Source organism: Psychrobacter sp. CLB018, assembly GCF_041222815.1.
Taxonomy (GTDB): Bacteria; Pseudomonadota; Gammaproteobacteria; order Pseudomonadales; family Moraxellaceae; genus Psychrobacter; species Psychrobacter faecalis.
Genome location: NZ_CP166085.1, coordinates 2,592,311 through 2,606,507 on the forward strand (window position 1 = coordinate 2,592,311; position 14,197 = coordinate 2,606,507).

Annotated in this window: 17 protein-coding genes and 1 tRNA gene; 9 read left to right on the forward strand and 9 right to left on the reverse strand. The window is 41.8% G+C overall.

Features of this window, described 5'->3' with window-relative positions; genetic code table 11:
• The first annotated feature begins 97 nt into the window (after positions 1 to 97).
• A complete protein-coding gene (locus AB8P72_RS11010; protein WP_144296691.1) occupies positions 98 to 547 on the forward strand; it encodes a DUF962 domain-containing protein in 450 nt (149 codons plus the stop codon).
• 116 nt (positions 548 to 663) lie between these two features.
• Here the strand turns inward: AB8P72_RS11010 and AB8P72_RS11015 are convergent, their stop codons facing one another.
• The 3 genes from AB8P72_RS11015 to AB8P72_RS11025 form a co-directional block, all read right to left on the reverse strand.
• Positions 664 to 1,275, reverse strand: a complete 612-nt coding sequence (locus AB8P72_RS11015) for a nitroreductase family protein (protein ID WP_068407496.1) — start codon at positions 1,273 to 1,275, stop codon at positions 664 to 666.
• Positions 1,276 to 1,487: 212 nt separating this feature from the next.
• The gene (locus AB8P72_RS11020; RefSeq protein WP_369957750.1) at positions 1,488 to 2,426 is read right to left on the reverse strand and encodes a pirin family protein; all 939 of its coding nucleotides are present in this window, start codon (positions 2,424 to 2,426) and stop codon (positions 1,488 to 1,490) included.
• 90 nt (positions 2,427 to 2,516) lie between these two features.
• Entirely contained in the window at positions 2,517 to 3,230 is a 714-nt protein-coding gene (locus AB8P72_RS11025; RefSeq protein ID WP_369957751.1) for a pirin family protein, read from the reverse strand.
• Between the two features lie 324 nt (positions 3,231 to 3,554).
• Between AB8P72_RS11025 and AB8P72_RS11030 the strand changes: the two genes are divergently transcribed.
• Entirely contained in the window at positions 3,555 to 3,890 is a 336-nt protein-coding gene (locus AB8P72_RS11030) for a GNAT family N-acetyltransferase (RefSeq protein ID WP_227514987.1), read from the forward strand.
• 110 nt (positions 3,891 to 4,000) lie between these two features.
• Here AB8P72_RS11030 and AB8P72_RS11035 read toward each other — a convergent pair whose 3' ends face one another.
• Both AB8P72_RS11035 and AB8P72_RS11040 read right to left on the reverse strand, forming a co-directional pair.
• Entirely contained in the window at positions 4,001 to 4,720 is a 720-nt protein-coding gene (locus tag AB8P72_RS11035) for a YoaK family protein (protein ID WP_068407525.1), read from the reverse strand.
• 138 nt (positions 4,721 to 4,858) lie between these two features.
• On the reverse strand, positions 4,859 to 5,251 hold the full coding sequence (locus AB8P72_RS11040; RefSeq protein WP_068407505.1) for a DoxX family protein: 393 nt from the start codon (positions 5,249 to 5,251) through the stop codon (positions 4,859 to 4,861).
• Positions 5,252 to 5,644: 393 nt separating this feature from the next.
• On the opposite strand from AB8P72_RS11040, the gene AB8P72_RS11045 reads away from it, so the two are divergent.
• The 3 genes from AB8P72_RS11045 (at position 5,645) to AB8P72_RS11055 (ending at position 8,585) form a co-directional block, all read left to right on the forward strand.
• On the forward strand, positions 5,645 to 6,256 hold the full coding sequence (locus AB8P72_RS11045; RefSeq protein ID WP_082894368.1) for a YceI family protein: 612 nt from the start codon (positions 5,645 to 5,647) through the stop codon (positions 6,254 to 6,256).
• 157 nt (positions 6,257 to 6,413) lie between these two features.
• The gene (locus AB8P72_RS11050; protein WP_193029913.1) at positions 6,414 to 7,319 is read left to right on the forward strand and encodes a LysR family transcriptional regulator; all 906 of its coding nucleotides are present in this window, start codon (positions 6,414 to 6,416) and stop codon (positions 7,317 to 7,319) included.
• 225 nt (positions 7,320 to 7,544) lie between these two features.
• Positions 7,545 to 8,585, forward strand: coding sequence for an SDR family oxidoreductase (locus AB8P72_RS11055; protein ID WP_068407511.1), 1,041 nt, complete (start codon positions 7,545 to 7,547; stop codon positions 8,583 to 8,585).
• Between the two features lie 153 nt (positions 8,586 to 8,738).
• Here AB8P72_RS11055 and AB8P72_RS11060 read toward each other — a convergent pair whose 3' ends face one another.
• The 3 genes from AB8P72_RS11060 to AB8P72_RS11070 form a co-directional block, all read right to left on the reverse strand.
• A complete protein-coding gene (locus tag AB8P72_RS11060) occupies positions 8,739 to 9,539 on the reverse strand; it encodes a glucose 1-dehydrogenase (RefSeq protein WP_369957752.1) in 801 nt (266 codons plus the stop codon).
• Positions 9,539 to 10,240: an IS1 family transposase gene (locus AB8P72_RS11065; protein ID WP_369957753.1), complete on the reverse strand. Its 702-nt coding sequence runs from the start codon at positions 10,238 to 10,240 to the stop codon at positions 9,539 to 9,541. Before AB8P72_RS11065 ends, AB8P72_RS11060 begins: the two co-directional genes overlap by 1 nt.
• 369 nt (positions 10,241 to 10,609) lie before the next feature.
• Positions 10,610 to 10,684 (reverse strand) — tRNA-Gly (locus AB8P72_RS11070).
• 500 nt (positions 10,685 to 11,184) lie between these two features.
• Between AB8P72_RS11070 and AB8P72_RS11075 the strand changes: the two genes are divergently transcribed.
• The 4 genes from AB8P72_RS11075 to AB8P72_RS11090 all read left to right on the forward strand — a co-directional run bounded on the left by AB8P72_RS11075 (position 11,185) and on the right by AB8P72_RS11090 (position 13,488).
• Positions 11,185 to 11,997, forward strand: a complete 813-nt coding sequence (locus AB8P72_RS11075) for a M48 family metallopeptidase (protein ID WP_068407582.1) — start codon at positions 11,185 to 11,187, stop codon at positions 11,995 to 11,997.
• Positions 11,998 to 12,208: 211 nt separating this feature from the next.
• Entirely contained in the window at positions 12,209 to 12,550 is a 342-nt protein-coding gene (locus AB8P72_RS11080) for a BolA family transcriptional regulator (RefSeq protein ID WP_068407576.1), read from the forward strand.
• 80 nt (positions 12,551 to 12,630) lie between these two features.
• A complete protein-coding gene (locus AB8P72_RS11085; RefSeq protein ID WP_068407573.1) occupies positions 12,631 to 12,990 on the forward strand; it encodes a SirB2 family protein in 360 nt (119 codons plus the stop codon).
• A gap of 96 nt (positions 12,991 to 13,086) precedes the next feature.
• Positions 13,087 to 13,488 (forward strand): hypothetical protein, encoded by a 402-nt coding sequence (locus AB8P72_RS11090; RefSeq protein WP_193030726.1) that lies wholly within the window; start codon positions 13,087 to 13,089, stop codon positions 13,486 to 13,488.
• 109 nt (positions 13,489 to 13,597) lie between these two features.
• Here AB8P72_RS11090 and AB8P72_RS11095 read toward each other — a convergent pair whose 3' ends face one another.
• Positions 13,598 to 14,035, reverse strand: coding sequence for a thioredoxin domain-containing protein (locus AB8P72_RS11095; protein WP_369957754.1), 438 nt, complete (start codon positions 14,033 to 14,035; stop codon positions 13,598 to 13,600).
• Positions 14,036 to 14,197 lie beyond the last annotated feature (162 nt).

The following is a 14,197-nucleotide window of genomic DNA, read 5'->3' on the forward strand; positions in this document are numbered from 1 at the left end:
TGATTTGACTGTGCGGTTTACCAGATAAAATGGCAGGTTGTGCCAATTAGTGCTACAACTGGTAAGAATAAATTTATTTGCTAACAAGGAGGTTAGTATGTCTCGTACCCGTCAAGGCCGTATGTCAAAACGCACACTTGAGCAATGGCTCAGTGAATATTCTGTCAGCCATCAAAACCTAGTCAATAAAAAAATCCATTGGCTCTGTGTTCCAACCATTTTTGTCAGTATCTTAGGCATGGGCATGTCGCTATCGGTCTGGTTCACCTTGGTGATGAGCGCCTTAGTTTTAATATTTTATATGCGTTTATCGACGCCGCTGTTTTTGGCAATGGGCATATTTATTCTCATTTGCTTATCAGTGATGACGCTACTGCCGTGGGGCTTTAAGGTTTGGGCAGCTATCTTTGTGGTTGCTTGGATTGGACAATTTGTTGGCCATAAAATTGAAGGCAAAAAACCGTCTTTCTTTGAAGATTTGCAGTTCTTGCTGATTGGTCCAGCATGGGTAGCTAATAGCTTGATGCGCCGTAAAAAAGCTCAATAAACGGTATTTAATGCTGCTACTATTTTAACTTTTCCGTTTAATACAGTTGAAAAAGCGCCACCCAATAATCCATTGAGTGGCGCTCTTTCTAATTGCTAGCTATTTTAAAAAATAGCTTATTTACCAAATACTTTCATACGCTCTTCGAGAGGCTTAAATTCCTTGTCGCCTGCGGGTTGTTCGATAGCGCCAAATACCAATTGCGCGTTCATCTCCCAATGCTCATCGATATTCCACTCTTCAGCGACTTTTTTATCGATAATAGGATTGTAATGCTGTAAGTTGGCGCCGACATCAATACTGGCTAACGCCGTCCAAATAATGTACTGGTGCATCGCATTGGTTTGGTGCGCCCAAATTGGAAATTTGTCTGCATACAAAGGCGCAGCAGCTTGCATGTCTCTGACGACGCTATGATCTTCAAAAAACAAGATAGTACCAGCACCTGCTTTAAAGCCATCCATTTTTTGCTTGGTCGCCGCAAATTGCTCTTCGTTATCGACGATATCGTGTAGGGTATCTTCGGTTAATTGCCAAAGCTTGTTATGGTCGTCACCAAACAAAACAGCTATACGCGTTGATTGCGAGTTAAATGACGATGGCGTATGTAAAACCGCATGTTCAACCAACTTGACGATTTCATCATTTGAAACGGGTAATTGATCGCTCAAAGCATAAACTGAACGACGTTTTTCTGCCAATTTCTCTAATGTTTTTAGGTCTGACATAGTTTTCTCCATATTATTTATTAGGAATATTAGTGATTAAGTATATTAGTGATTAGAGGCTAATGAATACGAGTACGATTAATGGGTAATACCAAGCAAGCGTACTATCAACAAATCTGCTGTATTATAAGAAAGATTGACCTTAATCAATACTTCCTTTTTGTAATTATATCTTATTAATAGTTTATGAAAACCAAAATAAACTAAACAAACTAACCTTTAAAGCCTTGTGGTAATTCTGGTGCTGGCAAGCGTTTCATGTCTGAGTCGATATTACCAAAACGCTCATGACCGTTGTTCCAGTCGATGATAGATTGCTCAATCTCTTCTTTGTTGTCGGCGACAAAGTTCCACCACAGCAGCACTTGATTGTTTAATGGCTCACCGCCGATAAACATCACACGGGTGCCTTTTTTGGCGACTAGCTTGATGCTTTTATTATTGGCAACGTCGCTATCGTGGAAGCGGAACAATTGATCTTGCTCACAAATTTTGCCTTCAGACTCAATCTGTCCTTCTGTCACCAAGATACCATATTCAAAACCCGGTTCTAGGTTAAGCGTAACTTCACCATCCTCTAAAAAGTAAACGTCGATACCGACCATTTTTGAGTACTGAATGGTTGGCGCTTCATAGCGCTTACCTGTGACGCTGTCATAGCTGCCCGTCGTCAATACCATCTCGACGTTATCTTCACGCCATGTCGGTAGCTCTGGATAATGGTGGAAACTGCGTTCGATTTGTTGATCGGTCGGTAGCGCAATCCACAGTTGTACCATACTTAGACCACGAGCGGCATCTGCCGAACCACCGGTATCAGGAAAAACGCTCTGCTCTGTATGACTGATACCTTGGGTAAGGCCAGTACCTGCTGTCATGACGTTGACTTGGTTTTTGGTAATCACTTGCTTATTACCCAAGCTGTCTTTGTGCAGTACTTCACCATTTAGCATCCAGCTAAAGGTTTGCAGGTTGGTGTGCGGATGACGACCGACTTGCATACCGCTTTCATCTTCGCTAAATTCAGCAGGACCTGCATGGTCTAGAAAGCACCAAGCACCAATTGGCTGCTTACCTTTACTGGGTAACAGACGAGCAATGGGAATGCCGCCCACATCTGCTAAGCGCGGCCCTAGGGTTTCAATACTCATAATTTACCTCTTATGATGTGATATAGAATCTAGTGTGACCAAAAGATAAAAATTAATGTCTATTATTTGGCATTAAAAGCTCATTTAGTCTTAAAAGTTTATAGGTACTTCCATTAGTAATACTTTAGCACCATCGAGGACATCCATCGTAAAGTTCTTAGTATCCCAAACACCTAGACCATCGCGGGTACTCAAAGTGTTACCGTTTACAACGACTTTACCGCTAATGACAAAAATATAGACGCCATTGTTAGGATTTTTAAGCTGATACGTCTCTGTCACGCCTTTATCAAAATCGCCCATACTGAACCATGCATCTTGATGAATCCACACGCCTGCATCATCGCTATTAGGCGATAAAATTTGGTTAAACGCATTTGGCTTCATCAGTTCACCCATACGGATTTGCTGATAACGAGGCTCAACGTTCATTTTGTTTGGGATGACCCAAATCTGTAAAAAACTCACCGCCTCATGGTTATCGGCGTTCATTTCACTATGGGTGATACCCGTACCTGCCGACATGACTTGGATTTCACCGGTTTCAATGATGCCATTATTACCGATGTTATCGCCGTGACCGAGCTTACCTAATAAAGGAATGCTGATAATTTCCATATCGCGATGTGAATGTTTACCAAAACCTTGACCTGCGATGACAAAATCATCATTAATGACACGTAGCGCCCCAAAGCCCATACGTTCTGGATTGTGATAATTGGCAAAGCTAAAGGTATGCTTGCTTTTTAACCAACCATGGTTGGCATCGCCACGAGAATCTGCTGCTTGATAGATGGTTCTCATAATGTATCCTTAATTATTAGTAAGTTAAACGGCTTTAGAATTTGACATTCATTAACTCGTTTAAACAATGAAACTATTATAATTGTTGTCTACTAACAGATAAACAACGATATTCGCAATTGACTATTCTTATTTTTAGAACAATATCGTCATAAAGGTAAGGTAATATATTTATAACAGAACCCTGTATACTCATAACAGTACAACTAGCATGAGCTGTTACTATGACCAAAGTTACGATAAAAGTGTCATGAAAAAAGTAACGCGAGCAGGTGTAAATTGAGTCCAGAAGATGTTAGTCATACGATATAAGGAAATTTAACTATGTCAGATATGAAAAATAAACAACCATTACATTATGAAGTCATTAATAATACCGAGAAAAAGCGTTTTGAGATTCATATCGATGACAAAATTGCTTTAGAGGATTATGAATTTTTCACCACGAGCGCCGGCGAAAAAGGTATCGAATATAAACATACCGAGGTGCCAGCAGAGTTAGGTGGTCAAGGTATTGCAGGGTATCTGGTCAAATATATTTTGGATGATGCAGCGGCGAAAAACCTACGGGTGAAACCAACTTGTTCTTATGTAAAGTCTTATATCGACAAGCATCCAGAGTACCAAAACAATTCAGTATTTCATAACGCTAAGGCTTAAATAGCGATACATAAGCGCTTAACCAGCAAGCAAAAAAACGCCCTATCCATAAAGCTAGGGCGTTTTTTATTGGCAATGGTTTAGGTGAGATTTATTATTGGTAGTATTCCTTAAGCGATATGCGCTAAGAATTCTTTATCGCGTGCCATCACTGATAAATACAGCACCGGCAATACAAACAAACCTACGGCCCAAAAACTCAGCTGCATATATAGCAAAGCACCTACTAACGCGCCAACTAAAAAGCTAAACACCAATACCGAGCTGTGGGCCAATTTTTTGCCATTATCGGCGTTTCGATTGCGTAGATAATCAGTCAAATTGATACCCAGTTGCGTGGTATTTCCAGTCATCAATACCGTCGGGCTCATGTGCTTAATTATTGTCTTGCTAGCGGTATTACGAATCGCCAGCGCAATGAGACCCAAGCCACCTGTGATTGCCACGGTGATATCGCCGGCATCGACAAACGGCTGGTAATAAAGACCAGCCACCATAAACGCGGTCAAAAAAGCCGCTTCTGCTAAAAATAAATGGCTCAAGGTCAGTTGTTTATTTTTACTGTGGTCAATAAATATCTTGGTGAGCATAACCGTTAAAATAAATAGCGGCAAAGCCGCAAGTTTAATCCATAGACCCGCTTCACCTTTTACCAAGCCACTACCCGCCATCACCAAGTTACCCGTGACATGGGCGGTAAAGAACCCAAACAAGGTGATAAAACCAATGGTATCAATCGCGCCGCCGACCACTGTTAAAAGTACAGGCGTTTGATGACGTTGCCAAAAGCTGGGCAGCTTGGCAGTCTCTGTAGAGATAGGATTAGGCACGCGACGACTGCCCTGCAAATTTACGATTGATGGATTCTTTTCGCAAACTACCGATAATTAATGCGATATTTATGGATGCGCTCATAAGGGCTCCTTGATTATAATTATAAGATGATATTGTCTAAACCATTTACTCTACTAGATTCTGCGCGTATGACTGTTATCAATTGAATATACGCCTGGTCCATGAACAAAAATCATCAAGAAACCGCCTGCCATGGCAATGTTTTTCATAAATGGGTTCATTTGTGATTCATCAATCCAAAATTGATGGAAAAGTAGCGCCGACGTAATGCTAAAACCAGCCATTAGAATCGCCACCAAGCGCGCTTTGAAGCCTAATAAAATTGCGATACCGCCAAGCAGCTCAACAGCAATGACCAAAGGCAATAGCATACCCGGTACGCCCATCGATTCCATATAACCTTGGGTGGCCGCGTAGCCAGTAATTTTGGTAAAGCCAGAAAAGATAAAGATCATCGATAACAATAAGCGACCAATTGGGGCGCTCAGCTCTTGCAGCTTATCCATAAGTATTCTCCAATAACATAAAAGTCATGATTATAAAGATTTTATTTAAAAGACTTTTGTTTGATTAGGTAATGGCATTATTGTAGTCGTTGCTTAATAGCAGATAAACCAAGATAATCGCAAATATAAGTTCTCTTTTAGAGAACAGTCAAATAGCAATTCTACTGGTACAATATTAAAAACGACAATAGCGTTACGTGCTATTTATGCTCACTATTAAGACAGTTAGCATTTTAGCCATACTATTAGACGCTAGAGATAAGCGCCACAGAAAGAAACATTTTTCGATGCCATTTAGCGTTTAATATCCTAATTTTTTGCTACACTCATTATGTTGTTATGTAAGACATACTTAACGCTAGCTTCTACTTACTCACTTAAAAAGGATGATTTATGATCACTATAAATTCTATTAAAAAAACAAACCGCGCAATTACTTTTGCTGCTATCGGTACGCTTGGTTTGCTTAGCACACTAGGTCACGCTGCAACTTATGAGCTTGATTCCAAACATACCGCCGTACGTTTTTTCGTCGATCACTTTGGTACCACGACCAACGCTGGCGGCTTTTATAATCTATCGGGTACGCTTGAGTACGCGCCTAAAGAGAAAAAAGGCTTTGTCGGTATTACCATCCCGATGGGCAGCTTGAGCACAGGTATTAAAGCGTTTGATGGTCACCTTAAATCTGCCGATTTCTTCAATGTAAAAGAACACCCAACCGCTTATTTTAAATCGACTAAGTGGGAATTTGAAGGCGATAAAGTCAAAGCGGTCAAAGGCGATTTAACGCTGCTAGGTCAGACGCATCCAATCACTTTAACGGCCACTAAATTTAACTGTTATGACAGTCCTTTATTAAAAGCTGAAGCGTGCGGTGGCGATTTTGAAACCACGATAGATAGAACCAAATGGGGTATCAATACCTTTACCGATGGCGGTATGATGAAAGACATTAAACTGGTCGTTCAAGTAGAAGGCAGTAAAAAAGCCGATCTTAAATAAGACGGCTTGACGACTTTAAACCGTATTTTATACGGAACACAGTCTAAACTATTTGGCGTTATTGATAAAAAGACTGGGTTTTTAACTCGGTCTTTTATTTTTTATATGATTAACCGCTAAATAATAACAGCCAAATAACAGTAAGGAGGTAGCTAGGATGGGACAACTAGAAGATATGGCGATGTTTGTGCGTATAGTAGAAGCGGGTAGCATTACCAAGGCCGCCGAGCAACTTAATATTGCCAAATCAGCAGTAAGCCGCCGACTCAAGGATTTAGAGACGCGTTTGGGCAGTCAACTGATTAGCCGTACCACGCGCCAATCAAACTTAACCCAAGCTGGCGAGCAATATTACCAAAAGGTGAGTAATATCCTCAGCGAAGTGGACGCGCTAAACGAGGAAACCAGTGGCGCGCCGACGCGTATCGAGGGTACCTTAAAAATGACTGCGCCTTTGTCATTTGGCTTGATGCACTTAAACGATGTCATCGATGAATATGCCAATCAGCATCCTAATCTGAACTTTGAATTAAACTTTTCTGACCGCCATACCGATTTGGTCGAAGAAGGCTTTGAATTAGCGATTCGGATTAGAGAGCTGCAAGATTCAAGTTATCAAGCCAAACGTTTGGCGCTGATTCGTTATACCTTATGTGCCAGTCCTGAATATCTGACTAGAATGGGTACACCAAAAACCATAGAAGATTTGGCCAAGCATGCGTTTTTACAATACGGTCTGAGTAAATCTAGCACGATAGAGCTGATAGACGAGCAAGGCAAAAAACATCAAGTCGCTATCAATTCAAAAATAAAAGTCAATAACGGCGATTTTTTGCGCGATATGGCGGTAAAGGGACACGGTATTGCTTTTTTACCCAATTTTATCACTTATAACACCCTAGCCAGTGGTGAGCTTGTCCCCATTATGCAGCAGTATCAACTGCCTACTTTAAACGCTTATGCGGTCTACCCGAAAAATCGCTTTTTGTCGCAGCGCTGTCGCTATCTCATTGATTTTATTGCCGAGCGTTTTGGTAATGACCCTTATTGGGATAAATTTTAATAAAACCAATTTGGCACACTGAGTAGTTTTTTTAAGTCGCTATAAATTCTAAAACTATACTGCTAGTATGATTTTAAGTTATCCATCAGTCATAAGGAAATGCAACATGGATTTAACGTCACTTGGCATGAAAGCCATTCACGACTTTGATGAGGTGCGCCAAAGTCCATTACCACAAGAGCGCCTAAAAGCGGCGCGCAAGCAAGCGCTTTTAGAGAACGTTTTATGGATGAGCCGCCGGTACAGTTTTATCAAAGCGCCGACATGGTGCGCGTGCCCTATCCGACATGGTACGCCTACAGTGGTGTCTATACCCAAAGCACCTATAAATTCCCCTACATTCATATCTTAAACCGCATTTTTATCGTCAAGTATCATGATTTTTTAGGCGAATTAAAAACGCTGCTGTTTTCTCCTTCTGATATTGAAGCGGATCGCGAGACGCCATTTTTTAAAAGACCACTCATTGCAAAAGGAAAGCACGTGATGGGTTACTTTACGGGTAAGACTATCTATATCACTGGCGCGGCCTCTGGTATCGGACTTGAAACGGCTAAGCAGCTGATTGGGCAAGATGCCAATTTGGTCTTGTTTGATAAACAAGCGCTCGATAAGGTCGTTGCCACGCTGCAAGGTTTGAACAAAAACAAAGCGTCGATTATCAGCTATGAACTGGACGTCACCGATGCCGATACTGCAAGCAAGCTATCGCCTGATATCTTGATGCATTTTGTAGGGATTACAGGGCCTTGGACGTTTGATGAGATGAGCCAAGAACAGTTTGAGCGCGTACTGACTATCAATCTATTCGGCACTCGTAACGTATTGGCTGCCGTGCGCCCGTTTTTATCACGTGGCGATCAAGTCATGGTAACCGCTTCGATGGCATCATTTACCGGCAGTTATGGCTACAGCTCTTATAGCGCCTCAAAATTTGCTATTTGGGGCATGATGCAATCGATCGGTTTTGAATGGAAGCCTGACGGTATTGATATCACTGTCTTTGCGCCGCCACCAATAGATACGCCGCTGACCCAAGCAGAAGTCGGCGTCATGGCGCAAGCCGGTGTCGGCATGAAAAAACTGGCAGGCGAGCTAAAAATTGACGATGCCGTTAAATCCATGCTCAAAGGCGTAGAGAAGCGCCAGTTCTTGGTCGTCCCAGGCCTGATGGCAAACTTGATTAGATTACAGCTGCGCTTCTTTCCTGTGAGCTGGGTTAACTGGATAGGTAATAAGACTGTCGCTTTTTCGCTTAGGAAATAGCGTTTCTAACAATGGCTTACTTGCATTAAAGTTTCGCTGCCATGGAGTTTTAATCTGTCAGTTAAAAACTATATTCATAAAAAAGCGTCACCCAACTCAATGTTGGGTGACGCTTTTTTATGACAAGTTCTCTACACTGGCTATTATCTAATCCTAATCTAACGTTTGCACCCCGCCACCATTGACAAATATGGTCTGACCACTCACCCACGTTGATACTGGAGAGGCAAAATACAGCATCGCTCCAGCGATATCATCGGCTTCACCCAAGCGCTGAATAGGCGTATGTGATAGCATTCTCTCCTCAATCTCAGGCGTGAGTACACTCTCTAACGCCGCAGTACGCGTGGCCCCAGGTCCGACGGCATTAACACGCACTTCAGGACCAAAATCGTGCGCTAAATTGGCCACCATATGATTAACAGCAGCTTTTGAACCAGCATAACCACTCATATTTGGACTTTTATTGATACTAGACATCGATGTAGTAAACACAATTGAGCCATAGCCAGATTTTTTCATATGGGGTACGCAAAGTTGCGATAAGCGCCAGCCGCTAAAGACATTCAATTCAAAATCACGGCGAATATCATCGACAGAAATCTTAGACGGGTTTTCACGGCCACCGCCGCCGCCGCCCGCGTTGTTAATCAAAATATTGATGCTACCAAATTCAGCAACTACTTTTTCTACCATATTTACCAAATCATCGTCTTTTAAAATATTACACTCAATGGCAAATCCTCTGACGCCATATTCTTCGATATCTTTAACGGCCGCCTTAGCATCCTCTAATTTTAAGTCTGCAATGACGATATTTGCCCCCGCTTGTGCCAAACGCAAAGCTGTCGCCTTACCGATACCATTCGCACCGCCCGTCACAATGGCCGTTTTACCGCTTAAATCAAACAATTCGTTGAATGCTTGGTGGTGTTCTAAAAAGTATGCCGGCATCAGACGTAACCATAATTGATGTAAAAGAACACCATATCAAACACTTTGAAGTGATTATCGAGCTTCTTAGAGAAACAACAGGTTTTTCTAACCGCCCGACGCAATCGGTGTCTAAGACGGCAGTTATTACCTTCAATGCCTACCGTATGAGATTTGCCAACTCGTTTGTGGTCAAATTTAAAGGCGGTTATAAAACTGTCCCAGTTATCCATACTGATAGAGCCATAGCTGACTTTAAGCTGCTTGAGACGAGCTCTTAACTTCTTAGCCGTTTTTAAGTCGCGTCTGCCCCAGACATAAGCGACAATCTCATTAGTAACGCGATCATAAGCATAAATAAGCCAAACTTTACGCTTTTTGCGATACACGTAAGTCCAGAATTCATCAACCTCTAAGCGTTCATAGTAGCGCTTCTTAGGTACAATCTTGTAAATGGATGAGCCTATGGTGCTCAATACTTTACCGATACTGACTGAGGCTATAACAGCTATGTCTCTAACGCCGCAGCCTCTAACTGTCATGAGCCGTATAAGCTCTTCCACTTTAGAGTGACAGCCATGATAAGTTAAGGCATGGTCGCCAATAAACTGACGTTTGCAGTCCTTACATTGATAATTCTGCTTGCCATAGCTTTTTTTGCCATTTTTCTTTAGACTATTACTGTGACAGTCGGGGCAACTGATATCTATTTGTGTCTTCATAACCTCAAATATATCATCTTGCTCTGGCTGTCACTCCTCCTTTTATTTCCTCAGCATACTTTCTGATACACCACCGAATGCTTTATATTGAAATTCTTGCATAAAAAATCCTTATCATCGTTATTATTATTTTTAAAAGCTACAGACTATTATTATGCGCGGCTAAAATTAAATGAGTGTGTCAAATTATCCGTAATTTGTAACGGGTGCATTTCATAATGCAGGATAATGCAGGGATTTTTAGTATACCGATAAACTTTTAATAGCGCTGCCAACTTGGCTTTTAAATGTTAAGTGCTAAATTTAAAACATAAAAAAAGCCTTACTTCTTATAAGAAGTAAGGCTTTGGTGCTTTTGCAAGCTATATTTGGAGCGGGATAAGAGATTCGAACTCTCGACCCCAACCTTGGCAAGGTTGTGCTCTACCACTGAGCTAATCCCGCTAAATTTCAAATCGTAATGTTGTTAACAACGACTACGACTCGATAGGCTGGCTATTTTAGCAAATATTCTGTAGGTGTCAATAGCTTTTTTCAAGTTTTTGACTGACAATTGGCAATTTGAGTGATTCTCGAGGCAAGAAAACATATACGTTATTGATTTCAATTACTATTTTCATTCCTAATAATAACGCTATAAATTTAAAAAATTTATAAATCGTAGCAAATTTTATGGGAGCTGGTATTGAGTAGCAAACTTTCATTTATCGCATTTACAATCCTACTGCCTATTGTTACTTTTTCTGTCTAGGTTTTCACTTGCCAACATTATTATACTTATGCCTAACGATAAATAGTTGCGGTAGAGCTTTATCGTTTTGGTAGATCAGCAGGCATGACGAGTTTTTAATCAGTTAACCTTTTTTAATAAAAAACTATCTTTACCGCGACCGTTTTCATTTTAATATTGTTTAATTTTTTTATATTTACAGCGAGGACGTTTTATGAAGAAGCTATTTACCACCACCATCATGGCGGCATCTTTGTCGGCATTGACCCTGACCGGTTGCTCAAGTACCACTAGCACCGGCGCTGTCGGCGTTGACCGTCAGCAGCTACTTTTGGTTTCTAGTGAGCAAGTACAGCAATTATCAGCGCAAAGCTACAATAAAAATATCCAAGAAGCACGTGCACGCGGTTTGCTTGACACCAATAAGGCCCAGCTCAATCGTTTAAAAAATATCTCTAACCGTTTGATTGGTCAAGTGGGCGTCTATCGTCCTGACGCAGCGAAATGGAAGTGGGAAGTTCACACCATTAAATCTAACGATTTGAACGCGTTTGTGATGCCAGGTGGTAAGATTATGTTTTACACTGGTATCATTGATCGCTTAAATCTTAGCGATGACGAAATCGCCGCTATTATGGGTCATGAAATGTCTCATGCGTTGCGCGAGCACTCACGTGAGCGCTTATCGCGTCAATATGCCACGCAAACGGGTATCGGTGTTGCAGCCAGTATTTTTGGTCTATCGCAAGGTCAGGCTGAGCTTGCTAACGTTGCAGGAGACTTAGGTTTAAGCCGTCCGCACAGTCGCACGCAAGAAGCAGAAGCTGACCAAATCGGACTTGAACTGATGGCACGTGCAGGTTACAACCCACAAGCCGCGATTACCTTGTGGCAAAAAATGCAGCGCGCCAGCCAAGGCGAGCCACCGCAATTTTTGAGCACTCACCCAACCAGCAGCAACCGAATTGCGCAATTGCAGTCATTGATGCCTAAGGTAATGCCGTTATATCAAAAAGCACGTCGTTAAAATTTAATAGCAAATGGTATTCATAGTAAATAGCAATAGACGACAATAATAGACGATAAAAGCAGAGCGTAATAAGGTTGCGCTCTGCTTTTTTGTGCGTATCACTAATCCGCTCTTTACTGGTATAGAAGGCTTTGCAGAGCCTTGCAGCATAAATATCAGGGTCTGCTATAATAAGTACCATCAGCCAATTAAAAGGCCAAGTATTAAAATGACGAGGATAACTATGACAACAAATACGCCGACTGCAGACGCTCTTAATGAGGCGCTACAAGCCCTGCAAGCACAGCATATTGAACTGGTGAATGAATCAATGAACCATGCCGGTTATTTTGACGGCAAAGAAAGTCACTTTAAACTGACGATTGTCAGCGATGCCTTTGAAGGCAAACGCTTGGTGGCGCGTCATCAGCTCGTGTACAATCTAGCAAATTCACTTTTGACCTCACAAGGTGGTCAAATCCACGCCTTGGCTATCCATGCTTATACGCCAACAGAATGGCAAGGCCAAAGCCCTGATAGCCCATTATGCGCAGGGCAAAACAAAGGCTAATCTTAAACATTAGTCTTAATGCTATTCTCAAATAACATAGATAAGCTGGCAAACGGCACCTTTAAAGGAAACCCTATCCAATGAAACATCTACATATGCTCATGGCCGTCTTGTTGATTGCGCTGTTTTTATACCAAAGCTATGTGGTATTAAGCGCAAACAAAAAGCCGCCATTTGCGGTAAAAATATCGACCCATATTCTCTATGCCGTCATTATTATTTCAGGGGCTGGCATGCTGGTACAACTTATGAGTGTCAATGCGCCAGTACAGTGGGTATTTGCTAAAGTTATCTTATTGGTTGCCGCACTCAGTGCCAGTATTAAAGCCTTTAATGACAAAGCCACGCCTAGTCAAAGAAAAACCGGTATTCTTATCGCGGGTATCGCCTATGTTGGCATCTTGGTACTCGCCTTTACCAAGCCGGGCAATTTATTTTAAGAGTCGTTAAAAGTTATATTTTTCAATATCTTAATCGCTATTTTTTTGCTATCTTAAATAAATATCAACCTCTCAACGTCGCCTTATGGAGCTATTATGAAAACTCTTACTGCAGCAACACTACTCGCCACAGCTGGCGTTTTTGCTCTCTCGGGCTGCGCCTCAACGGGTAATATTACGCCGCAATACGTGCCACCGAGCACTTATCAAAGCTATGACTGCCAAGCACTGAGTCAAGAATATAACCGTGTCAATCGCTATGTCAATGCAGCACGCAATGAGCAATCGACCATAGCCGCCTCAGGTGTCGGCGTTGGGGTTTCCGCTGGACGTTGGGGTATCTCGCCTAATATCAGCTTTGGCGTGGGTAAAAGTAACAATACCAAAGCCCGTGATGCCAAATTATCGCGACTTTATGGTGAGCGTGATGCCATTATCCAATCTGCTCGTATCCAGCGCTGTAGCTTTGCCAATGGTATTAAGATTTATGGTGAGTAATCATTAATACCTGTTTCATAGTTTTAAAAGTCTCTTACAAAAAAAGCCAATACGCGATAAGCATATTGGCTTTTTTTGTAATCATGACGAGCAGTAACTCAGTCTGAGATTAAGAGTTTAAGCTTCTTACCCACTGTACGATTTGATCGCTTGGTAAGGCTCCAGACTGGCGCGCGATTTCTTTGCCGTTTTTGAAGACCACCATCGTCGGCAAGCTACGAATATTATAAGGTGCCGCCGCTTGCTCATATTTATCGGTTTGTATTTTAGCAAACACTACTTGTGGCAGCTGACTGGCTGCGACTTTAAACTGCGGAGCCATCATTAGACACGGCTGACACCAGCTCGCCCAAAAATAAACGATGGTCAATACCTCATTTTTTTGAATAACTTTGCTAACCGTCTGGGCATTGAGTTCATGCGGACTGGCCGTTAATAATGGCTGACCACATTTGCCACAGTTTGGTGCGGCATTAAGGCGCGCTGCAGGTACGCGATTGGTGGCACTGCAGTGCGGACAAACCAGATGAGAGTTTTGCTCACTCATGATACAACTCCTTTAAAAATAACAGCGGCGGGCGTCTTAGTAACGCTCTTATAAATAGACTAGCATCAAGATAACCGTTGCACGTATTGTGCTTGCGTAACTTTTTGCTTAATTGTATTTATCTACTTCTTGCCAGTTTTTTTGTTTATCTAAATATAATTG